Genomic DNA, 21637 nt, shown 5'->3' with positions numbered 1-21637 from the left:
CGGCGACCAAGCCTGGGTTCAAAAATGAATTGATTCGAAGCACCAGCGGTCGAACGCTGCAGGACAGGTTCACTCAACCGCAAGAGGCATGGCCATGACGCTCCCAACGCCCCCGGAAACGCCCGATCCGAACATTGACGATCCCAACCTCCCGCCCCCAGAGCCTGAGCGTGACCCGGATGACCTGCCGATTCAGCCGACCGTGCCGCCAACCGTGGGTGACCCACCCAGTCAAGAACCCCCGATAAAGGCGTAAGACTGTTCATTCAAGATCGCTGGGGCCGCTGAGCGGCTCCAGGTGAACGGCACTACGCTAACGGCGGGCGATTGAAGTCGACGACTGTCAATTTTGCCCGTGGCGCGTCGGCTGCGTTGTTTCGATCAAAAGTCACCCTGTGTCGCTGACCTTTCTACTCGACCCTGCCCAGTTCAGCCACGCTGATCTCCCGCATCCTGAACTTCTGCACCTTGCCCGTCACCGTCATGGGAAATTCATCGACGAAGCGGATATGGCGGGGCACCTTGTAGTGGGCGATACGGGATTTGCACCAGGCCTGCAGCTCCTCGGCAGTGGCCTGGTGACCTGGATGCAGCTTGACCCAGGCGACGATGTCCTCGCCGTAGCGGCTGCACGGGATACCAATGACCTGGGCATCGGCGACCGCCGGGTGGGTATAGAAGAACTCTTCTATTTCACGCGGGTAGATGTTTTCGCCACCGCGGATGATCATGTCCTTGTTGCGCCCGACGATGCGCACATAGCCCGCCTCGTCCATCACCGCCAGGTCACCGCTGTGCATCCATCCGGCCGCGTCGATGGCACTGGCCGTGGCCTCGGGGTTATCCCAGTAACCCAGCATCACGCTGTAGCCGCGCGTGCAAAGCTCCCCGGTTTCACCGCGCGCAACCGTTGCGCCTTGCGGGTCGATGATCTTGCTTTCCAGTTGCGGCTGGGTACGGCCCACAGTGGTGACGCGCAGCTCCAGGTCATCATCCGGGCCGGTTTGCAACGACACCGGGCTTGTTTCAGTCATGCCGTAAGCGATCTGCACCTGGGCCATGTGCATCTGGTCGATGACCCTGCGCATGACCTCGATCGGGCAGGTGGCGCCGGCCATGATGCCGCTGCGCAAGGACGACAGGTCCATACGCTGGCGGGCCGGATGATCGAGCATGGCGATGAACATGGTGGGCACGCCGTACAGGATGGTGCCGCGTTCCTCGGCCACGGCGCGCAAGGCCAACTCGGCGTCGAAGCCGTCGCCTGGGTAGATCATGGTGGTGCCATGGGTGATGCAGCCCAGGTTGCCCATGACCATGCCGAAACAGTGATACAAGGGCACCGGGATCACCATGCGGTCATGCGCAGTCAAGCCCAGGCTTGCGCCAACCATGAAGCCGTTGTTCAGAATGTTGTAGTGGCTGAGGGTAGCGCCCTTGGGCGCGCCGGTGGTGCCAGAGGTGTACTGGATGTTCACCGGCTGGTCGAAATGCAGGCTGTTTTGCCGAGCCGTGCACGCTTCGCGGCTTACGGACATGCCCCAAGTGGCCAGTGCCTCCCACGGCAGGAAGCCAGCAGGCGGGTCGTTGGCCAGGCTTACGACCCCGCGCAAGGCAGGCAGCGCGGCACTGCTGATCTGACCGGGTGTTGCGGTCGCCAACTCCGGCACCAAGGCATGGACCATGGCGTGGTAATCGGAATGCTTGAACGCGTCGGCACAGACCAGCCAGCTGCACCCTGACTGGCGCAGCACGTACTCAAGCTCACCCACCCGGTAAGCCGGATTGACGTTGACCAGGATGGCGCCCACCTTGGCAGTTGCCACCTGCAGGATGCACCACTGCGCGCAGTTGGGTGCCCAGATGCCCACGCGGTCACCGGTTTCGATCCCAAGGGCCATCAGCGCCCGGGCACACGACTCGACCTGCTCCGCCAGTTGCCGCCAGCTGTAGCGCAGGCGCTGGTGCCGAGCCACCAAGGCTTCCTGCTCGCCCAGGCGCGCCACGGTCGCGTCGAAGGCCTGGCCAATCGTTTGAGTAAGCAAGGGGCGGTCCTGGCGACCGCGGGTATAGCTGGGTTGGGTCATGTGCGTCCCTTCTTTTGATTGTTCTGGGTAGGGGGCCAAACGCGCGCCAATCACTTTGGCTCAGATTTACGTTTACGTAAAGGTGACGGATAAATTGACAAAAAAGCAGGTGCAGGTTTACGTTTACGTAAAGGTGATAGGCAGTTGAGCACGCTTTCGGCGTCAGCTGCCTGCCCAGGCAAGCTTGCCGCTCGCAGCGTGATCCCATTTCAAGAACAACAAGGTGCCCTCGCATGCATTACCCCAGCCTGAACTTCGCCCTGGGCGAGACCATCGACATGCTTCGCGACCAGGTGCGCACCTTCGCCGCCGCCGAGCTCGCCCCCCGCGCCGCGCAGATCGACCACGACAACCTGTTCCCTGCCGACATGTGGCGCAAGTTCGGCGACATGGGCCTGCTCGGCATCACCGTGCCGGAAGAATACGGTGGCGCAGGCTTGGGTTATCTGGCGCACGTGGTGGCGATGGAAGAAATCAGCCGCGCCTCGGCCTCGGTCGCGCTGTCCTACGGCGCCCACTCCAATTTGTGCGTCAACCAGATCAACCGTAACGGCACGCCCGCGCAAAAGGCCAAGTACCTGCCCAAGCTGGTCAGCGGCGAGCACGTCGGCGCCCTGGCGATGAGCGAACCCAATGCAGGGTCGGACGTGGTGTCGATGAAACTGCGCGCCGACAAACGCGGCGACCACTACGTGCTCAACGGCAGCAAGACGTGGATCACCAACGGGCCCGACGCCAACACCTACGTCATCTACGCCAAGACCGATCTGGAAAAAGGCCCCCATGGCATCACTGCGTTCATCGTCGAGCGCGATTGGGCAGGCTTTAGCCGCAGCAACAAGTTCGACAAGCTGGGCATGCGTGGCTCGAACACCTGCGAGCTGTTCTTCGATGACGTGCACGTGCCAGAGGACAACATCCTCGGCCAACTCAATGGCGGCGTACGGGTGTTGATGAGCGGCCTGGACTACGAGCGCGTGGTGCTCGCCGGCGGCCCTACCGGCATCATGCAGAGCTGCATGGACCTGGTGGTGCCGTACATCCATGACCGCAAGCAATTCGGGCAGAGCATCGGCGAGTTCCAGTTGATCCAGGGCAAGGTCGCCGATATGTACACCCAGCTCAACGCCAGCCGCGCTTACCTGTATGCCGTGGCCCAGGCGTGCGATCGCGGCGAAACCACCCGCAAGGACGCAGCCGGGGTGATCCTCTACACCGCCGAGCGCGCCACGCAGATGGCCCTGGAGGCGATCCAGATTCTTGGCGGCAACGGGTATATCAACGAATTTCCCGCAGGTCGCTTGCTGCGCGATGCCAAGCTGTACGAAATCGGCGCCGGCACCAGCGAAATCCGCCGGATGCTGATCGGCCGCGAGTTGTTCAACGAGACCCGCTGAACACGCTGGCGCTGCGGCCGGCTCATACGCCCGCCGTGGCCACACCGGACAACCTTGCACGGCCACGCCAAGGGCGCGCCGCTGCACCAGGAGTCATGATGATTCTGAAAACCCAAGTGAACCCCCGGTCACCCGAATTCGCCCAGTCCCAGGCGGCCATGCTGGCGCAGGTCGACAACCTGCGTGTGCTGCTTGCCCAGGTAGCCCAGGGTGGCGGCGCCAAGGCTCAGGAGCGGCACACCTCACGAGGCAAACTGCTGCCGCGCGAGCGAATCGAACGTCTGCTCGATGCCGGTTCCGCCTTTCTTGAAATCGGCCAGTTGGCTGCACACCAGGTCTACGGCGAAGACGTTCCGGCAGCCGGCCTGATCGCCGGGATCGGGCGCGTGGAAGGCGTGGAATGCATGATCGTGGCCAACGACGCGACGGTCAAAGGTGGCTCTTACTACCCGCTGACGGTGAAAAAGCACCTGCGGGCGCAGACCATTGCCTTGCAGAACCGTCTGCCGTGCATCTACCTGGTGGATTCGGGCGGCGCCAACTTGCCGCGCCAGGACGAGGTGTTTCCCGACCGTGAGCACTTCGGGCGGATTTTCTTCAACCAGGCCAACATGAGCGCACTGGGCATCGCCCAGATCGCCGTGGTGATGGGGTCATGCACCGCAGGCGGCGCCTACGTGCCGGCAATGGCGGACGAGGCGATCATGGTGCGTCAACAGGCCACCATCTTCCTGGCCGGCCCACCGCTGGTGAAGGCGGCCACAGGCGAGGTGGTGAGCGCCGAGGCGCTAGGCGGCGCCGATGTGCATTGCCGCACCAGCGGTGTAGCCGACCATTACGCCGAGAACGACGAGCATGCCCTGGCGCTGGCCAGGCGCTGCGTGGCCAATCTCAACTGGCGCAAGCTCGGTGCCCTGCAATGCGAGCCGCCGGTTGCGCCCTTGTATGCGGCGCAGGAGCTATATGGCGTGATTCCGGCTGACGCCAAGCAGCCTTTCGATGTGCGTGAAGTCATCGCACGGCTGGTCGATGGCTCGGTGTTCGATGAGTTCAAAGCCTTGTTCGGGACCACGCTGGTGTGCGGCTTCGCCCACCTGCACGGCTACCCGATCGCCATCCTGGCCAACAACGGCATCCTGTTTGCCGAGGCTGCGCAAAAAGGCGCGCACTTCATCGAGCTGGCTTGCCAGCGCGGTATCCCGCTGCTGTTCCTGCAGAACATCACGGGGTTCATGGTGGGCAAGAAGTACGAAGAAGGCGGCATCGCCAAGCATGGCGCCAAGTTGGTCACGGCCGTGGCCTGCGCGCAGGTACCCAAGTTCACGGTCATCATTGGCGGCAGTTTCGGTGCCGGCAACTACGGCATGTGCGGACGCGCCTACGACCCGCGCTTTCTCTGGATGTGGCCCAATGCGCGCATCGGGGTGATGGGCGCCGAACAGGCTGCCGGCGTGCTGGTGCAGGTCAAGCGCGAGCAGAGCGAGCGCAGCGGCGAGCCGTTTGGCGCCGAGGATGAGGCCAGGCTCAGGCAGCCGATCCTCGATCAGTACGAGCATCAGGGCCACCCCTACTACTCCAGCGCCCGCCTATGGGACGACGGCGTCATCGACCCAGCGCAGACCCGCGATGTGCTGGCCCTGGCCTTGTCTGCGGCGCTGAACGCACCGATCGAACCGAGCCGCTTCGGCATATTCAGGATGTGACCCCATGAGCGATTTCACTACGGTAGAGGTGAGCCACGATCCACGTGGCTTCGCCACCTTGTGGCTCAGCCGCGAGGACAAGCACAACGCCTTCAATGCCTTGATGATCCGCGAGCTGAACATTGCCCTGGGGCAGCTTGCCGACGACGCGGGCGTACGCTTCGTGTTGCTGCGCGGGCGGGGACGGCATTTCAGTGCCGGCGCCGACCTTGCGTGGATGCAGCAGTCGGCGCAGCTGGACTTCAACACCAACCTGGATGACGCACGCGAGCTGGGCGAGTTGATGTATGCACTGCACCGCATCAAGGTGCCGACCCTGGCAGTGGTCCAGGGCGCCGCATTCGGCGGCGCCCTGGGCCTGATCAGTTGCTGTGACATGGCCATCGGTGCCGAAGACGCCCAGCTGTGCCTGTCGGAAGTGCGCATCGGCCTGGCACCGGCGGTGATCAGTCCCTTCGTGGTCAAGGCCATCGGCGAGCGCGCCGCCCGCCGTTATGCACTCACGGCAGAGCGCTTCAGCGGGTTGCAGGCCCAGGCCCTTGGGTTGTTGGCCGAGGTGTACCCGGCCAGCCAGTTGGAGGCCAGCGTGAACCAGTGGATTGAAACCCTTCTGGCCAATAGCCCCCAGGCAATGCGTGCGACCAAGGAGCTGTTGCGCGAGGTCGACGGCGGCACCCTCAGCCCTGGCCTGCGTCGTTATTGCGAGAACGCCATCGCGCGAATCCGCGTAAGCGCCGAGGGCCAGGAAGGCCTTCGTGCGTTTCTGGAAAAACGCCAACCTGCCTGGCAGGCCGATGCAAACAAGGAGCCACGCCCATGAACCGCCCGCCATTGACAACGTTGCTGGTGGCCAACCGTGGTGAAATCGCCTGCCGGGTGATGCGCACCGCCAAGGCCATGGGCCTGACCACGGTGGCGGTGCACAGCGCCATCGACCGTAATGCCCGCCACAGCCGGGAAGCCGATGTGTGCGTGGACCTGGGCGGCAACAAGGCGGCAGACAGTTACCTGCAGATCGACAAGCTGGTGGCAGCGGCCAAGGCAAGCGGTGCCCAGGCCATTCACCCGGGCTATGGCTTTCTTTCGGAAAACGCAGATTTTGCCCGCGCAGTCGAAGCCGCTGGCTTGATGTTCCTGGGCCCACCTGCGTCGGCCATCGACGCCATGGGCAGCAAGTCGGCCGCCAAGGCCTTGATGGAGTCCGCAGGCGTGCCGCTGGTGCCGGGCTATCATGGCCAGGCCCAGGACCTGGACACCTTCAAGCAAGCCGCCCGGCACGTCGGCTACCCGGTCCTGCTCAAGGCCAGCGCCGGTGGTGGCGGCAAGGGCATGAAGGTGGTCGAGGACGAAAGCCAGTTGGCCGATGCCCTGGCGTCGGCGCAACGTGAAGCCCTGTCATCCTTTGGCGATGCGCGGATGCTGGTGGAAAAGTACGTATTGAAGCCGCGCCATGTGGAGATCCAGATTTTTGCCGATCGCCATGGCCACTGCCTGTACCTCAACGAACGGGATTGCTCGATCCAGCGGCGTCACCAGAAGGTGATCGAGGAAGCCCCTGCCCCGGGCCTTTCGGCGGACCTGCGACGCGCCATGGGCGAGGCGGCAGTACGCGCGGCGCAGGCCATCGGCTATGTCGGCGCTGGCACCGTGGAATTTCTGCTGGACGCCCGTGGCCAGTTCTTCTTCATGGAAATGAACACGCGCCTGCAGGTGGAGCACCCCGTCACCGAGGCCATCACCGGCCTGGACCTGGTGGCCTGGCAGATTCGCGTGGCCTGCGGTGAACCCCTGCCCATCACCCAGGACCAGGTACCGCTCAACGGCCATGCCATCGAAGTGCGGCTGTACGCCGAAGATCCGGCCAATGACTTCTTGCCGGCCACCGGCACCCTGACGCTTTACCGGGAACCGGCTTGCGGCCCAGGCCGGCGCGTGGACAGCGGTGTGAGCGAAGGCGATGCGGTGTCGCCCTTCTACGACCCGATGCTGGGCAAACTGATCGCCTGGGGCGAAGACCGGGAGCAGGCCCGCCTGCGCTTGCTGGCCATGCTGGATGAGTTCGCGGTAGGCGGCGTCAAGACCAACATCGCCTTCCTGCGACGTATCCTGGCCCACCCTGGGTTTGCAGCAGCCGAGCTGGATACCGGCTTCATCCCGCGTCATCAGGAAACGCTTTTGCCCGCCGCGCAGGCATTGTCGGCCGAGGGCTGGGAGGCTGCAGCCCAGGCGTGGTTGCTGAGCGAACCTGCCCGCGCACGCGTGGACGACCCACACTCCCCATGGGCCCGACAAGACGGGCTGCGCTTGGGGGCTGGAACTTCGCTGAATGTGCATCTGACCCACAATGGGCATGACCAGGCCGTTACGCTCAACCAGAAGACCCAAGGCATCTGGAGCCTGCAAGGGGATTGGCTGATGCGAGAGCAGGCAGGCCTGCGCACCCGCCACCTGGCCATTCGCAAAGGTGCCAGCCTGTATCTGCACTGGGATGGAGAACTCCACAGCCTCGAAGCATTCGACCCGCTCGCTCAGGCAGCCATCGACCTTGCCCATCAAGGCGGCCTGACCGCCCCCATGAACGGCAGCATCGTGCGGGTACTGGTCGAGGTGGGTCAGGCGGTAGAGGCAGGTGCCCCGCTGGTGGTGCTGGAGGCCATGAAGATGGAGCACAGCATTCGGGCCCCCAAGGCCACCACGGTCAAAGCCTTGCTGTGCCAGGAAGGCGACATGGTCAGCGAGGGGGCAGCGCTGGTCGAACTGGAACCGTGAAGGCCGCGGGGTCGCGGTGCCTGACGGCCTGCGGCCCTTGCCTCACCGCACGGGCCACGTGGCCTCAGAACGCCCCGTGTACCCGCACTACCACGCCCAGGAACTCACAGCCGGTTTCGCAGAGCACCGTGGGGTAACGGGTGTTCAACGGCTTGAGCATCTTGTCGCCGCCTTCTTCGACCAATTGGCGGAGCACGGGGGCTTTGCCAGGCTGGCGTGCGATCACCAACCTGCCGGGCTCCACGGGCAACCCGGTATCGACCAGCACGCGCATGCCTTCGGGCACGCTCTTGCCGCTGGCAGCGTTCATCGAGTCGTTTTCCACGGCAAGCCAGAACGCATTGCCGGCAGGCATGTAGTCGGTCTGCTCGTGCACTTCACTGGTTTCAGGCAACGGGCCCTGCAAGTCCGCCCACTTGAGCACCGGAAAGCGAAAGCTCGCATAGAGCAGGGCCTGTGCGGAAACAGGCGGCTGAGCACCGTAGCGGCCAGGTGATTCGCGCATCAGGTCGCGCTCGACCACCATGACCTGCGCCTCCAGAAAGACCAGGCCGAGCTTTTCCAGTTTTTCGTTGATGGTCTCCAACGTGGGACGACGGGTGCCGCGAAGCCAGTGCCCTACCCCACCTTGCGTCATGCCCAGGCGCTCGGCCAGTTTCAACTGGCTGAGGTTGTGTTCGCGCTTGTAGCGCTTGAGAAATGCATTCCAATTTTCCATGAGCGGCAACAATACGGACTGTATTGGAAGCAGCAATACACAATCTGAATTATTTATTTGGCGCTAGAAAATACAAATTGACCTATGCTCTGAGTTCATTGTGTTTGACGAGAACCTGGAAGGTATCGCAATGAAACATCCGAAAAACGACGAAACAGATCTCGACAGCGAAGCCGCCCGCCGCGCGCTGGATTATTACCTAAACCCCAACCCGCCCCGCCCTACGCCTGAGAACAGGATTTGGACGCTTCACGAAGGCGTCACACGTGATCAAGCACAGGAGCATGCCATTGCCCTGCTGCGCTGTGCGGCAGCAACCGCCCAGGAAACCGCCACCCACCAGCACGGTGGCCAGCGAGAGCTGCTGTTTGCCTTGATGCACATGATGGACATGGCTCGCGCGCTGCTGGAACACCAGCGCACGGCAGACCCCGCCGCTTGAGGCAGGTTGCCGTGAATGAGAGGGAACGCAGTAGGCGCTTGGCGTGTAAAGCCAAGGCCCCGCTTTGGGGGACAAGGAAGCGCAGCGGTAGATTTTCTACCGTCGTGAATAAAAAATCATTTGACTGGCAAATGATAACGATTATTATTGCACTCAGCTGATCGCGAGATCAGCTGGATAAACCGGAGCTTAGGTCGCTCTCGGATTATCTCCTCATCAGGCTAATCACGGTTTTTGACCCAGCTTTTTGCTGGGTCTTTTTTTTGGCTCTTCAGGCTAATGAAGATCGTGATGGCGGCGATGGTAGCAAAAGTGTTTCCGGGGGTGAACGGCCATTACAAAAGTTTGCCGATTCAGCACTTGAGAATCAATCTCGTTAAGCCTAAGCTCGGCTTCTACGGATGTCCCCATCTGCTCTCTAGCAAGGAACTGCTCATGACCCGCATGCTCTTGCGCCTCCATACGCCTCTGCCCGAGCACGCTGCCGATAGCGATGCTGCCCTGTTGCTCGCACTCAAGCGCCTGCCACGCGCTGCGCAACAAGTGTTTCTGCTAAGCCGTCTCGATCAGCTGGCCCAGGCCAGGGTCGCCACACGTCTAGGCTTGCCCCTACGCAGTGTCGAGCGTCTCATGGTCCAGGCGTTGCTCGCCGGTCAGCCCCGCCCCGATGGCCCAACGAGCCAGGCAGCTCGGTGGTATGTGCGTTTGCAGAGCCCGGACGTCACCGCCTGCGAGCGTATCGACTTTCGTCGCTGGCTGGACGCCTCGCCCAACCACCTGCAGGCGTTCCACGCTACTGAACTGCGCTGGCGCAGCCTTTACGCGCCTGCCCTGGCCTTGGGCCGCGATGGCTGGTATCGCAAGGGTCGCGCTGCCCTGTCGCTGGGTGGATGCTCGATTGCCGCCGCGCTGGGCATGGCCGTACTGGTCTTGCTGGGGCTGTGGACGTGAAAAGGAGCCATTGCCCGTAGCTGACGCCTGCGCTTTGAGCGCCTTACCACAGCGCGATGTCGTACGTCAGGTACAGCCGATTGCTGTCGCGTCCACGGGCAAAGTCCGACCGGTACACATAGTTGCGCAGCTTGACGCCAAGCCCTTTGGCGGGGCCTGATTGCACCACGTACGCAAGCTCTGCGTCGCGCTCCCATTCGCTCAGGCCCGCCGCGCCAGAACGGCCGTTATCGCCGCTCAGGTAACGGGTCATGAAGGTCAACCCCGGCACCCCGGCAGCGGCGAAATTGTAGACATAGCTCGCCATCCAGGTCTTTTCATCTTCTTCGATGAACTTGCCGATGCCCACGTTGCTGAATGAATACACCGTCGCGCCGCTGATGTATGGCAGTCCCGCTTTGCCATTGAGCTGCTGATAGCCTGCGCCGAACGTGTGACCGGAATGCGTGTAGGCGATTTGACCGCTGAGCATGTCATTGTCGATCGGGCCACCGTAGGCCGCGCCGGTGCTTTTGCTTTTGAAGTAACGCAGGTCCGTGGTCAGTACACCGCCAGCCAGCGCATGGTCGTGAACCAAGCCGGCGAAGTCCTGACGGTAGAAGTGCTCGAGCTGGCCGTGGTAGTAGCTCAGGCGCAGCTGTTTGCTGAAGGTGTAGTCGGCGCCGGCAAAGCTGAAGTCTCCGGCTTCGCCGCCACTGTAGCCGTCCAGGTACAGGCCGGTGCTGTTGGATGAATCGCGCTGCTTGAAACGGGTCAGGTGCCCGGCCGTGAGGGTCAGGTTATCGAGGGCGGTACTGGTGAGCTGCGTGCCTTGGTAGGTTTGCGGCATCAAGCGAGCATCGTTATGCACCAGCACTGGTAACTTCGGCAACAGGGTGCCATGCCTGACGAGGCTCTGCCCAACACGCGCCTTGACCGTAACGCCGGCACTGGCGAACGTGTCGGCGGCCCGGCCATCGTCATGCACAGGCAAAAGGCCCGTGCCACTGCGGCCACGCCCCGAATCCAGGCGCACGCCCAACAGGCCCAGTGCATCGAGCCCCAGACCCAGGGTACCGGGGGTGTAACCCGACTGGTAATCGAGCAAGAAGCCCTGCGCCCACTCGGTACGCTCGCTCTTGGCAGTGGCTGCGGCGCGGGGGCTCATACCCTGTTCGTCGCGAAAGTTCTCGTTGAAATAGACGTTGCGCAGTTGCAGCTTGAGCTTGCTGTCTTCAATGAAATCGGTAGCGCCGGCCACAGGCAGGCAGCCGCAGAGCAGGCCACAGGCGGCCCCTCGCGCGAGGGTCAAGGACATGATCGGTACTCTATTGTTGTTTTTAGGGTGTAAGCGATGGCGGGCGCCTGGCGGCGCCCGCACCGTTCAGACGAAGAACGACAGCGCGCCGGTCAACACCGCCAATGCAGTGATGACCAGCGAAGTGAGCACTGCCCACTTCACCGTGGCTTTCTGGAAGTCGCCGATGTCCTTGTCGACCATGCCCACCAGCAGCAGGGTCGAGGCGACCAACGGGCTCATCAAGTGCACCGGCTGGCCCAGCACCGAGGCGCGGGCGATCTCCACCGGGTCGATGCCATAGGCGGCGGCTGCATTGGCCAGGATCGGCACCACGCCGAAATAATAGGCATCGTTGGACAGCACGAAGGTAAGCGGCATGCTGGTCAGCGCCACCACCAGCGGGAACCAGTGGCTCCAGGCTTCCGGGATCCAGTCCACGAGGGTTTGCGCCAGGGCATCGACCATCTTGGTGCCCGAGAAGATACCGGCGAAGATACCGGCGGCGAACACCAGCAGCACCACGGTCATGGCGTTGCCCGAATGGGCCAGAATACGTTCTTTCTGCAGTTCCAGCTGCGGGTAGTTGATCATCAGCGCAGCAACGAAACCGATCATGAACAGGATCGCCGCGTGCATCAGGCCCAGCACCAGCGCGGTCATGACCACGATGACCAGCACCAGGTTCACATAGGCCAGACGCGGGCGCTTGTGGGGCGTATCACCCAGGATTTCCTTGATGTAGCAGTTGCCGCCGCCGGACTCCAGGGCCACGTTGCCAATGCGGCGTCGTTCGGCACGGCCCAGCAGGTAGGCGGTGAACACCACCCAAGCAGCCCCGCCGATCACCGTGGGCAGCATGGGAATGAAATAGTCGGTGGCATCGAGCCCAAGTGCTGCGATGGCGCGGGTGGCAGGCCCGCCCCAGGGGCTCATGCCACTCATGATGCTCAGCGACAGCATCGACACCGTTGCCAGGATCATCGGGTTCATGCCGATGCGCTTGTACAAGGGCAGCATGGCCGCGCAGGTGATCATGTAGGTGGTGGTGCCGTCGCCGTCCAGCGCCACCAGCAGCGACAGCAATGCAGTGCCAATGGCGATCTTGATGGGGTCGCCGTTGACGCGCTTGAGAATCTTGCGGATCAGAGGGTCGAACAGGCCGGCATCGATCATCAAGCCGAAAAACAGGATGGCGAACAGCAGCAAGGCGGCCGACGGGGCTACCATTTTCAGCCCATCGAGCATCATCTTGCCAAGGTCAGGTGCAAAGCCCCCCACCAGTGCGAAGACGATGGGCACGACCGTCAAGGCGACGATCGGGGACAAGCGTTTGCTCATGATCAGGTAGGTGAACGTCACCACCATGATCAGGCCCAGGAGTGCGAGCATGGCTTTTTCTCTCTTGTTTTTATCCGGTTTGGGCCGTCGATGACGCAGACGAGCCCCCTACCCGCGCGCGTTCCTGCGCGCGGGTTGCAGCGTTTTGAGGTCAGGGTGTGGCGGACGTCTTATCCGTGATGGCTTGGTTTGGCGACCCAGGTGGCGTCAGGGCCGACCGCGGCGGGTGCCGGCTCGACCACAGGCTCGCCGTTGAGGCGGCTGAGCAGTATCTGCTTGTCACACGCGTTTTCGGAAATCGACACCACCACGGTGGCCACGGCGTTGCTGGCAAGGCTCGTGAGGGCGCGAGCCTCTGACATGAAGCGGTCGATGCCGATCAGCAGGGCCAGGCCTGCCAACGGGATGTCGTGGATGACTGTCAGGGTCGAGGCCAAGGCCACGAAGCCGCTACCGGTCACGCCCGCTGCGCCTTTTGACGACAGCAGCATGATCGCCAGCATGGTCACCACCTGGCCCAGGCTCAGGTCGATGTTACAGGCCTGGGCAATGAACACGGCGGCCAAGGACAGGTAGATCGCCGTACCGTCGAGGTTGAACGAGTAGCCGGTAGGCAGTACCAGGCCAACGACCCCCTTCTTGCAGCCAAGCTTTTCGAGCTTCTCCAGCATGCGCGGCAACACAGGTTCCGTGGAAGAAGTGCCCAGCACCACCAGGAACTCTTCCCGGAAATAGCGCAGCAGCTTCCACAGGCTGAAACCATGGGCGCGGCAGATGCCGCCCAGCACGACCAGGACGAAGAACGCACAGGCAATGTAGAGCGTACCGATCAGCTTGGCGAGCGACCCCAGCGAGGTGACCCCGTACTGCCCGACCGTGAACGCCAGGGCACCGAACGCACCGACCGGTGCGAAACGCATGAGATAGCCGAAGATGCGGAACACCATGGCCGAGGCCGCTTCCAGTACGTCCAGCACCGGTTTGCCCTTCTCGCCCATGGACGACAGCGCGAAACCGCTGAGCACGGCAATGAACAGCACGGGGAGCACTTCACCCTTGTTGAACGCCCCCATGAAGGTGTCCGGGATGATGTGCATGAAAAAGTCCACCACTCCCAGTTTGGCGGCCGAGGCGGTGAACTGGGTCAAGCCTTCGGTGCTCAGGGTGGCCGGGTCGATGTTCATGCCGACCCCTGGCTTGAACAGGTACACCGCAGCCAAGCCGATGATCAGGCTGACAATGGTCAGCCCCAGGAAAAGCAATAGTGTCTTGCTCATCAAGCGCCCGAGCGAGCGCTTGTCGGTCATGCCGGCTATACCGGTGACGATGGTGCAGAACACCACGGGCGCGATCATCATCTTGACCAGCTTGATGAAGGCATCGCCCAAGGGCTTGAGCGCAACGGCCTGTTGCGCCCAGAAGTGACCGACCACTACGCCCAGCACGACGGCGCAGAGGATCTGGAAGTACAGCGATTTGGCAAGTTTCATGAGGCATCACCCATTGTTCATATTGTGCGGATGCGCTTGTTGCAAAGTACAGCGGTCGACCCTTTGGGTGGCTAGCCAGCCAACCTGCGCAAGGTAGGCGCGTAGACGAACCCTGAAAAGAGCCGCCGGGCAGTACGTACTACAGAGGCTTGCAGGGTCTTGCCATCAGCGCCGCTGCGTGACAACGCGACGTCGATGCCACCACTTGGATGCTCAAGACGAACCTGGCTCAGGTCCAAGGCTTGTTCGCCCAGCAGATCCACAATGACGCTGCCGGGGCTGACACAGGCAGTGGCCAGCCCCACAGCACCGGTGATCGCCAGGGCACGGTGGCAATTGTGCGGCATGAAGTAGCGCACCTGAAGCGTGCCGTCGTAGCGCGGCTTGGACACCAGCACCGGCTTGGGGATCACCATGCCGCTGACATCGCCAAGGCCCATGGCCTTGCCGGCTTTGAGGCGCAGGGCTTCCAGACGCTTGAGCAGAGGGCCGTTGGCGTCGAGCTCGTCCGGCGTTTCGGCGCCGGTCATGCCCAGGTCACTGGCCTGGATGACCATCATGGGCATGGCCATGTCGATACAGGTCATGGGCACGCCATCGATCACATCCTTGGCTTGCCCAGTGGGGAACAGCTTGCCGGTCTTGCTGCCAACCGCATCGAGGAAGGTCAGGTGCACCGGCGCGGCAGTGCCGGGCACGCCATCGATGGCGGTACGCCCTTCATAGCGCACGATGCCACCCGGGGTTTCCACCAGCGAGTTGACGAAGGTGCCCGTGTTCAGGTTACGAATGCGCACCAGGGTCTTGCCTTCCTGGCCCTTGACCAGCCCTTGCTCGATGGCGAAAGGACCGACCGCGCACAGCATGTTGCCGCAGTTGGGCGCAGTGTCCACGCGGCGCTGGGCGACCATCACCTGCACGAACAGGTAATCGACGTCGGCGTCGGCATGCAGCGACGGGCTGATGATCGCGACCTTGCTGGTCTGCGGGCTGCCGCCACCGATACCGTCGATCTCCAGCTCATGGCCGGACCCCATCAGGTCGATGAGCAATTCATCGCGTTCGACCACATTGGCAGGCAAGTCCCAGGCATGAAAGAACGGCCCTTTTGAGGTGCCGCCGCGCATGAGTACGCAAGGAATTCGTTGCATGATTTCGCACTCTTATTGATCAATGGACATCATTGATGCCGTGAGCAAAAGAGTGACAGGGATGGATAAATCATTCCAATGCAAATATCGTAGCGATTATTCCGTTTTACAACATAATAAAAATCGACTTCGACCTGAGGTGAATCGTGGAATATGAGCTTCAAGACATACGATCTTTCGTGAAAATCGCCGAACTCGGCAGCTTCCACGAGGCCGCCGAAGTGCTGCATCTCTCGCAGCCGGCATTGAGCCGGCGGATCAAGAAGCTGGAGGAAGGGTTAGGCACCTCGCTGTTGGAGCGCACCACCCGCCGCGTCAGCCTGACCAGCGTGGGACGCGATTTTCTGCCCAAGGCCAGGCGCCTGCTGGACGACTTCGAGGATTCGATTCTCAGCATCCGAGAGCTGGCCGAACGCCAGACCGGGCAGGTGACGCTGGCCTGCATCCCGACTGCAGCGTTCTATTTCTTGCCGTCGGTGATCCGCGACTACAACGACCAGTACCCCAAGATCCGCATTCGCCTGTTGGACCTGAGCGCCAATGACGGCCTGGAGGCCGTGCTGCGCGGGGAAGCCGATTTTGGCATCAACATGATGAGCGGCCAGCATCCGGACATCGAGTTCGTGTCCTTGGTGCAGGAGCATTTCGTGCTGGCCTGCCGGCGCGATCACCCATTGGCCAACCGCAATGCAGTGACCTGGACCGAGCTTGCCGACTATCGCTTGATCGGTGTCGGCCGATTGAGCGGCAACCGCATGTTGCTCGACCACGCTCTGGCCGGGCTGAATCTGCGGCCCAAATGGTTCTACGAAGTGCAGCACCTGTCCACGTCCCTGGGCATGGTCGAGGCCGGGCTTGGCGTATCGGCCATGCCTAGCCTGGCCATGCCCAGTGCAGACCACCCTACCCTGGTAAGCGTGCCGTTGATTGAGCCGGAGGTCACCCGCACCTTGGGGCTGGTCTACCGCCGCGGCGCCTCGCTGTCGCCGGCAGCGGAGAAGTTCGTGTCGATCCTGCTGGAGAAATGGCCGAACCGCTGAGCATGAAACATTATTAACGCCGGTTAATTCAGCGCTGGGCCCGCCTGCCAATAAGCTATGCGTTTTATTCGGAGTTTTCCCATGCTCAAGACGTTGTCCTGCACGGCACTGCTGGTCGCCACCTTTGCCTGCTCTGCCGCAGAGCCCACCCCTGACCAGGCCCCCACGCTGACCGTGCTCAGCTCCGGCGGCATCATGGGCGCCATCCGCAACGTTGCACCGGCTTATGAACACACCTACGGGGTCAAGCTCAACGTGCTCGCCGCGCCATCGATGGGCCAGACCCCGCAAGCCATCCCGAATCGGCTGCAACGGGGCGAGCCGGCCGATGTGGTGCTGATGGTGGGCTCGGCGTTGGACAAGTTGGTCACCGACGGCAAGGCCGACAAGGCCAGCCGCATCGACCTGGGCAAGTCGTTCATTGCCATGGCCGTACGCAAAGGTGAGCCCAAGCCGGCTATCGGCACAATGGGTGAGTTGCGTCAGGTGCTGCTCGATAGCCCCTCGGTTGCCTACTCCGACAGCGCCAGCGGGGTGTACCTGTCCAAAACCTTGTTCCCGAGCATGAACCTGGGCGAAGGGTTCACCCACAAAGCCCACATGATCCCTGCCGAGCCCGTCGGCAAGGTGGTCGCACGCGGCCAGGCAGCCATCGGGTTCCAGCAACTGAGCGAGCTCAAGCCGGTGGCCGGCATCGACATCGTGGGGCTGATCCCGGCCGAGGGGCAAAAGATGACGATGTATTCGGGTGCGGTGGTTGCCAACAGCCAGCACCGGGCGGCGGCCCAGGCGCTGCTTGACTACATGGCCTCTGCCCAGGCGGACGCCGCCATCGAGAAAAGCGGCCTGACCCCGCTGCCGCACACGGCCCACTAAACTTCAACCCTCGCCCGGGCACGTTGATCGAAGGCGTGCCCTGCCGGCGTGCCGCAGCGTCTGAGACCCATCCTTCCTCGTTCCCAAGGCCGTCGCGATGCAAGACATGCTGCAAGAGATCCTCGACCAGGTGCGCCCACTGCTCAGCCAGGGTCAGGTCGCGCAATACATCCCCGCCCTGGCCCAGGTCGACCCCAACCAGCTGGGTATCGCAGTGCACAGCCTCGATGGCCAGCTGCACTGCGCTGGCGATGCCTACACACCCTTTTCCATCCAGAGCATTTCCAAGGTGTTCAGCCTGGTCCAGGCGATCAACCATAGCGGCGAGGACATCTGGTCACGCCTGGGTTACGAGCCTTCGGGGCAGGCCTTCAACTCGCTGGTGCAGCTGGAGGTGGAAAAGGGTCGCCCGCGCAACCCGTTCATCAATGCTGGCGCACTGGTGATCTGCGACATCAACCAGTCACGCTTCGCCACCCCTGCCCTGTCGATGCGCGACTTCGTTCGCCGCCTGGCTGGCAACCCGCGCATCGTCAGCGACACGGTGGTGGCCGAGTCCGAATACCAGCACCGCGCACGCAATGCCGCCATGGCCTGGCTGATGACCGCGTTTGGCAACTTTCATAACGACGTGGACGCGGTGCTGAGCAGCTATTTCCATCACTGCGCGCTGTCGATGAACTGCGTCGACGTAGCGCGGGGCTTTGCGTTTCTGGCCAACAGCGGCTATTGCCCGCACAGCGGTGAACACGTGCTCAGCGCACGTCAGGCCCAGCAGGTGAACGCCATCATGGCTACCAGCGGCTTGTACGACGAAGCCGGCAATTTCGCCTATCGTGTGGGCCTGCCGGGCAAGAGTGGCGTGGGCGGCGGCATCGTGGCAGTGGTCCCCGGGCGGTACAGCATTTGCGTCTGGTCCCCAGCGCTTAACGCTTCTGGCAATTCGCTGGCAGGTATTCGCGCATTGGAATTGCTGAGCGAGCGCATTACGGGGTCGGTTTTTTCGGCGGTACCGTGAGGGCCATTTCCTACACGTCGGAACCCTTATCAGACGTGCAAACCCCTTGTTTACAGTCAAGTACGATCGTCCTAAGTAAGATCCAGATGCACATACAGGCCCTCAGGGAGAGCAGCCATGAGCATCAACAGCAAAAGACGACGTGACCTGAAAAAAGCCAAGAGAAAGCCTGCTATCGGCGGCGGCAGTGGCCTGCAGCCGTCAGCCCTCTATCAACTGAAGAGCTTTCGCAAAGCGTACATCAAGAGCTGGGGCATCAACTCCGAAGGTCACTTGGCCCAGGGCCACTATTCCTGGATGGCCGAACGCGTAAAGGGCTTCCCGCGTACCCTGGAGATTGGCTGTGGCGTCGGCCATTCCACGCTGGCGCTGCTGCAACAGGGGCATACCGTCGTGTGCGTGGAAGAGAACCCCCAGTGCATTGCGGCGACGCGCAAGCGGCTGGCCGACGAAGGCTTCTGCGTCGAGGTCATTGCCAGGGAAACGCCGGTTAGCCTGGATGAAAACGCCTACCGGCTGATCTACAGCGAAATCCCAGAAGCGCCCGAAGCGGACTGTTTGCTCATCGAGGGCGATGCCCTGAACGACCCCGCCCTGGAAGCATGGCTCGAACGTCAGCCAAAGTTCGACGCCGTCGCGTGCTGGTTGCTCGGTACCCATGATGCACGTGGGCACAACGCCGCGGTCGATCTGGCGCTGATGCCCACAGCCTATGAACATCGGATCTTCGTGCAGAACAGGGTCTACGAGATCGCTGATCGCATTCTTCGTTCTGGCGGTGTGCTGTCAGTGATCGACCGGGCTCAGACGCCGACCACACAGGATATGGTCGAGAAATTGCTGCAGCACCATCGCGAGCAGGCCAGCGTGACGTCCCTGGTGGTGCAACCTGTGGAACACACGCCGCACGTCGAGTCTGAGCAGCAAGGCGCCATGCGTATGATGACCACTAACCCCCTCGATGCTGCAATGGCATTCACGCCTGACGACCCGCCTACGATGTCGCTATGCTCGACGACGTCCGTCAAGCCATGAGGCAGGCGGCTCGTACCCAGGCCAGGTGTTCGGGGATGGATTGATCTGCAAAAAAAGATAGGGGTGTGAAAGAACTGGACCAGAGGCAGGCGCGCCCTTAGTTGTCGTTCGGTTCAGTTCCTTCACACACGGATGCAGTGTCAGGGGGTAGAGAGCCCTGCACAACTGGCAAAATTAACAGCTGTGCGGGGCTTGAACTTGCCTCTATTGTTGTATTCGTCTGACCGGTATCACTTCGGCTTTATCAAAGCTTGCCACGTGGGATCCAAGTACTGTGCTCCGCACACTGAACGCCAATCTGCAAATTGTGTTACTTGGGTGATCCGTACACGCGTGCCCTATTCCTTGTCGCACCGCAATCCGATCCGACCTATATGAAAAGGCTTTGGATAAGGGGCAAAGGGCAGGTAAGGGTCAATGGAACGGGGCAAGAGGAAAGGCCCTACCCGAAAAGGCCAAAAGGCTCTCCCGCCCAGCCCATCACCAGGATGTCGCCATGCTGTCGTTGTTCCGGCACAAACGGGCGCCGCTTGCGACCAACGCTCCCGAAGCACCTTCCACCGAACCAGCCAACAGAGACGCGGCCGGGACCGGCCGCGTCTCTGTTGGCAACACCACGTCGGCAGAAGCTTCTTGAGCACATCTGGCAGCGTACGTCGCTCTCCCGCCGACAGCTCGCGTCGCTGTACCTTGCGCCACTGGAACGCTATGCGAGCCTGGCCCAGCAGTTCCCAGCTTCTGAGAGCCACCACCATGCCTATCCCGGAGGCATGCTGGATCACGGCTTGGAGATCGCTGCCCACGCCCTCAAGCTGCGCCAGTCCTATCTTTTGCCTGCCGGCACGACGCCGGAAGATCAGGCCGCGCAGTCCGAGGCCTGGACCGCCGCCGTGGCCTACGCTGCCTTGCTCCATGACCTCGGCAAACTCGCCGTCGACCTGTACGTGGAATATGGAGACGGCACGATCTGGCACCCCTGGCACGGTCCCGTCCAGCGGCCGTATCGCTTTCGCTACCGAGAGGATCGCGAGTACCGGCTGCATGGCGCAGCCACCGGCTTGCTCTATCACCAGGTACTCGACGGGCCCATCCTCGACTGGCTCAGTGCCTATCCCGCCCTGTGGGGATCGCTACTCTACTTGCTGGCAGGCCAGTACGAGCACGCCGGCGTGCTGGGCGAACTGGTCGTACAAGCTGATCGCGCATCGGTGGCCCAGGAGCTGGGCGGCGATCCTAGCCGCGCAATGGCTGCACCCCGGCATGCTCTGCAGCGCAAGCTCATCGATGGCCTTCGCTATCTTCTGAAGGAAGAGTTGAAGCTGAACCAGCACCAGGCATCGGACGGCTGGCTGACACAAGATGCCTTGTGGCTCGTCAGCAAGACTGTTTCCGACAAGTTGCGCGCCCATCTTCTATCCCAAGGTGTCGAGGGAATACCCGCAAGCAATACGGCGGTGTTCAATGTGCTGCAAGGCCTTGGAATGTTGCAGACAAAGCCATCTGGCGCGCCACCGTGACCAGTGGCGAGTGGTCCCACAGCTTTACGTTGCTCAAGCTGTCACCCGCGCTGATCTGGGAGTACGGCGATCGGCCCGCGCCCTTCGCCGGCACTGTGACCGTCGATGCGGCACCTGCGACCGAGGAAGCGAATGCGCCTCCACCAGCCACGAGAGCTGGAGAATCCCCTATGCCCCCAACTGCGCCGCTGTCGGATCTGACCCAGGGCATGCCCACAGCAGGCCCCGACAGGGGTGCCGGATGTGATGGAGGAGCTGATATCGATGATCGAAGCACCGGAGGCCGCAGCTCTGGAGCCGCACGCGGAGCCCATGGCAGTGACGCAGCCAGCGCGTCCCTTGCAGCCTGAAGGGAGCACACAAGCGGCCATGCCTTCGCCCTCCGGCATGGGATCAAGACCGGTGCCCGGCAGCCCATCGCTCGCGACAGCACCGCCTTCTGGCGAACATTTCATTGCATGGCTGAAGCAGGGCATCGTTACCCGCCGTCTCATCATCAACGACGCAAAAGCACTGGTGCATACGGTTGGCGATACGGCCTATCTGGTCAGCCCCGGCGTGTTCCAGCGTTATGCGCAAGAGCATCCGCAGATCACCGCGCTGGCCAAGCAGGAAAAATTGCAGGAATGGCAGTGGGTGCAACGACGGTTCGAAAAGTTGCAACTACACCGTAAGCAGGACAGCGGCTTGAATAACTGGACGTGCGAAGTCAAAGGCCCGCGCAAGACGCGGCGGCTGCACGGCTACCTGCTCATCGCCCCCGAGACACTTTTCGACGACTTGCCGCCCAACAACCCCTATTTGTCGCTAGTCTGATACCAACGAG

Annotated in this window: 16 protein-coding genes and 1 pseudogene; 11 read left to right on the top strand and 6 right to left on the bottom strand. The window is 62.2% G+C overall.

Annotated features, from left to right (window positions below; translation table 11 throughout):
• Positions 1-410: 410 nt before the first annotated feature.
• Positions 411-2087, bottom strand: coding sequence for an AMP-binding protein (locus ACF8E5_RS03315; RefSeq protein WP_392474904.1), 1677 nt, complete (start codon positions 2085-2087; stop codon positions 411-413).
• 233 nt (positions 2088-2320) lie between these two features.
• Here ACF8E5_RS03315 and ACF8E5_RS03310 point away from each other — a divergent pair, with 233 nt between their 5' ends.
• The 4 genes from ACF8E5_RS03310 (at position 2321) to ACF8E5_RS03295 (ending at position 7956) form a co-directional block, all read left to right on the top strand.
• Complete coding sequence (locus ACF8E5_RS03310) at positions 2321-3484, top strand: isovaleryl-CoA dehydrogenase (protein ID WP_196125888.1); 1164 nt, start codon at positions 2321-2323, stop codon at positions 3482-3484.
• Between the two features lie 95 nt (positions 3485-3579).
• Positions 3580-5187, top strand: coding sequence for a carboxyl transferase domain-containing protein (locus ACF8E5_RS03305; protein WP_392474903.1), 1608 nt, complete (start codon positions 3580-3582; stop codon positions 5185-5187).
• A 4-nt stretch (positions 5188-5191) separates the two neighbouring features.
• The gene (locus tag ACF8E5_RS03300) at positions 5192-6007 is read left to right on the top strand and encodes a gamma-carboxygeranoyl-CoA hydratase (RefSeq protein WP_182138873.1); all 816 of its coding nucleotides are present in this window, start codon (positions 5192-5194) and stop codon (positions 6005-6007) included.
• Entirely contained in the window at positions 6004-7956 is a 1953-nt protein-coding gene (locus ACF8E5_RS03295; RefSeq protein ID WP_392474902.1) for an acetyl/propionyl/methylcrotonyl-CoA carboxylase subunit alpha, read from the top strand. The genes ACF8E5_RS03300 and ACF8E5_RS03295 overlap by 4 nt, the downstream gene beginning before the upstream one ends.
• Before the next feature lie 64 nt (positions 7957-8020).
• Here the strand turns inward: ACF8E5_RS03295 and ACF8E5_RS03290 are convergent, their stop codons facing one another.
• Entirely contained in the window at positions 8021-8674 is a 654-nt protein-coding gene (locus tag ACF8E5_RS03290; RefSeq protein ID WP_078478325.1) for a LexA family transcriptional regulator, read from the bottom strand.
• 130 nt (positions 8675-8804) lie between these two features.
• Between ACF8E5_RS03290 and ACF8E5_RS03285 the strand changes: the two genes are divergently transcribed.
• The gene (locus ACF8E5_RS03285) at positions 8805-9116 is read left to right on the top strand and encodes a DUF6124 family protein (protein WP_078478324.1); all 312 of its coding nucleotides are present in this window, start codon (positions 8805-8807) and stop codon (positions 9114-9116) included.
• 435 nt (positions 9117-9551) lie between these two features.
• A complete protein-coding gene (locus tag ACF8E5_RS03280; RefSeq protein WP_078478323.1) occupies positions 9552-10067 on the top strand; it encodes a DUF4880 domain-containing protein in 516 nt (171 codons plus the stop codon).
• Positions 10068-10110: 43 nt separating this feature from the next.
• Here the strand turns inward: ACF8E5_RS03280 and ACF8E5_RS03275 are convergent, their stop codons facing one another.
• From ACF8E5_RS03275 to ACF8E5_RS03260, 4 genes are all read right to left on the bottom strand, one after another.
• Complete coding sequence (locus ACF8E5_RS03275; protein WP_078478322.1) at positions 10111-11364, bottom strand: OprD family porin; 1254 nt, start codon at positions 11362-11364, stop codon at positions 10111-10113.
• Between the two features lie 66 nt (positions 11365-11430).
• Positions 11431-12735, bottom strand: a complete 1305-nt coding sequence (locus ACF8E5_RS03270; RefSeq protein WP_027916232.1) for a CitMHS family transporter — start codon at positions 12733-12735, stop codon at positions 11431-11433.
• A gap of 119 nt (positions 12736-12854) precedes the next feature.
• A complete protein-coding gene (gene dctA / locus ACF8E5_RS03265; protein WP_058639776.1) occupies positions 12855-14174 on the bottom strand; it encodes a C4-dicarboxylate transporter DctA in 1320 nt (439 codons plus the stop codon).
• A gap of 71 nt (positions 14175-14245) precedes the next feature.
• Positions 14246-15325 (bottom strand): 4-oxalomesaconate tautomerase, encoded by a 1080-nt coding sequence (locus ACF8E5_RS03260; protein ID WP_078479404.1) that lies wholly within the window; start codon positions 15323-15325, stop codon positions 14246-14248.
• 146 nt (positions 15326-15471) lie between these two features.
• Here ACF8E5_RS03260 and ACF8E5_RS03255 point away from each other — a divergent pair, with 146 nt between their 5' ends.
• The 5 genes and pseudogenes from ACF8E5_RS03255 (at position 15472) to mobH (ending at position 21627) form a co-directional block, all read left to right on the top strand.
• Positions 15472-16365 carry a LysR family transcriptional regulator gene (locus tag ACF8E5_RS03255; RefSeq protein ID WP_058605064.1) on the top strand — a complete coding sequence of 298 codons (894 nt, stop codon included), beginning with the start codon at positions 15472-15474 and terminating at the stop codon, positions 16363-16365.
• Positions 16366-16446: 81 nt separating this feature from the next.
• Entirely contained in the window at positions 16447-17241 is a 795-nt protein-coding gene (locus ACF8E5_RS03250; protein WP_078478320.1) for a substrate-binding domain-containing protein, read from the top strand.
• A 97-nt stretch (positions 17242-17338) separates the two neighbouring features.
• A complete protein-coding gene (gene glsB / locus ACF8E5_RS03245; protein WP_058639778.1) occupies positions 17339-18259 on the top strand; it encodes a glutaminase B in 921 nt (306 codons plus the stop codon).
• Between the two features lie 117 nt (positions 18260-18376).
• Positions 18377-19294, top strand: a complete 918-nt coding sequence (locus tag ACF8E5_RS03240; protein WP_197843859.1) for a class I SAM-dependent methyltransferase — start codon at positions 18377-18379, stop codon at positions 19292-19294.
• 496 nt (positions 19295-19790) lie between these two features.
• Positions 19791-21627 (top strand): annotated as a pseudogene (mobH, locus tag ACF8E5_RS03235) (MobH family relaxase).
• Positions 21628-21637: the final 10 nt, after the last annotated feature.

Origin of the sequence: Pseudomonas sp. WSY_20, assembly GCF_043104335.1 — a bacterium.
GTDB classification, from domain to species: domain Bacteria; phylum Pseudomonadota; class Gammaproteobacteria; order Pseudomonadales; family Pseudomonadaceae; genus Aquipseudomonas; species Aquipseudomonas parafulva_B.
Note: the sequence above shows the minus strand (reverse complement) of the source record. Positions and strands in the feature narration are given on the sequence as shown.

Excerpts from the sequence above, each read along its gene's own strand:
- ACF8E5_RS03315 (WP_392474904.1), bottom strand. The coding sequence starts at position 2,087 with ATGACCCAACCCAGCTATACCCGCGGTCGCCAGGACCGCCCCTTGCTT.
- ACF8E5_RS03240 (WP_197843859.1), top strand. The coding sequence starts at position 18,377 with ATGAGCATCAACAGCAAAAGACGACGTGACCTGAAAAAAGCCAAGAGA.
- ACF8E5_RS03270 (WP_027916232.1), bottom strand. The coding sequence starts at position 12,735 with ATGCTCGCACTCCTGGGCCTGATCATGGTGGTGACGTTCACCTACCTG.
- ACF8E5_RS03310 (WP_196125888.1), top strand. The coding sequence starts at position 2,321 with ATGCATTACCCCAGCCTGAACTTCGCCCTGGGCGAGACCATCGACATG.
- ACF8E5_RS03300 (WP_182138873.1), top strand. The coding sequence starts at position 5,192 with ATGAGCGATTTCACTACGGTAGAGGTGAGCCACGATCCACGTGGCTTC.
- ACF8E5_RS03295 (WP_392474902.1), top strand. The coding sequence starts at position 6,004 with ATGAACCGCCCGCCATTGACAACGTTGCTGGTGGCCAACCGTGGTGAA.
- ACF8E5_RS03275 (WP_078478322.1), bottom strand. The coding sequence starts at position 11,364 with ATGTCCTTGACCCTCGCGCGAGGGGCCGCCTGTGGCCTGCTCTGCGGC.
- ACF8E5_RS03285 (WP_078478324.1), top strand. The coding sequence starts at position 8,805 with ATGAAACATCCGAAAAACGACGAAACAGATCTCGACAGCGAAGCCGCC.
- glsB (WP_058639778.1), top strand. The coding sequence starts at position 17,339 with ATGCAAGACATGCTGCAAGAGATCCTCGACCAGGTGCGCCCACTGCTC.
- ACF8E5_RS03250 (WP_078478320.1), top strand. The coding sequence starts at position 16,447 with ATGCTCAAGACGTTGTCCTGCACGGCACTGCTGGTCGCCACCTTTGCC.
- ACF8E5_RS03305 (WP_392474903.1), top strand. The coding sequence starts at position 3,580 with ATGATGATTCTGAAAACCCAAGTGAACCCCCGGTCACCCGAATTCGCC.
- ACF8E5_RS03280 (WP_078478323.1), top strand. The coding sequence starts at position 9,552 with ATGACCCGCATGCTCTTGCGCCTCCATACGCCTCTGCCCGAGCACGCT.
- ACF8E5_RS03290 (WP_078478325.1), bottom strand. The coding sequence starts at position 8,674 with ATGGAAAATTGGAATGCATTTCTCAAGCGCTACAAGCGCGAACACAAC.
- dctA (WP_058639776.1), bottom strand. The coding sequence starts at position 14,174 with ATGAAACTTGCCAAATCGCTGTACTTCCAGATCCTCTGCGCCGTCGTG.
- ACF8E5_RS03260 (WP_078479404.1), bottom strand. The coding sequence starts at position 15,325 with ATGCAACGAATTCCTTGCGTACTCATGCGCGGCGGCACCTCAAAAGGG.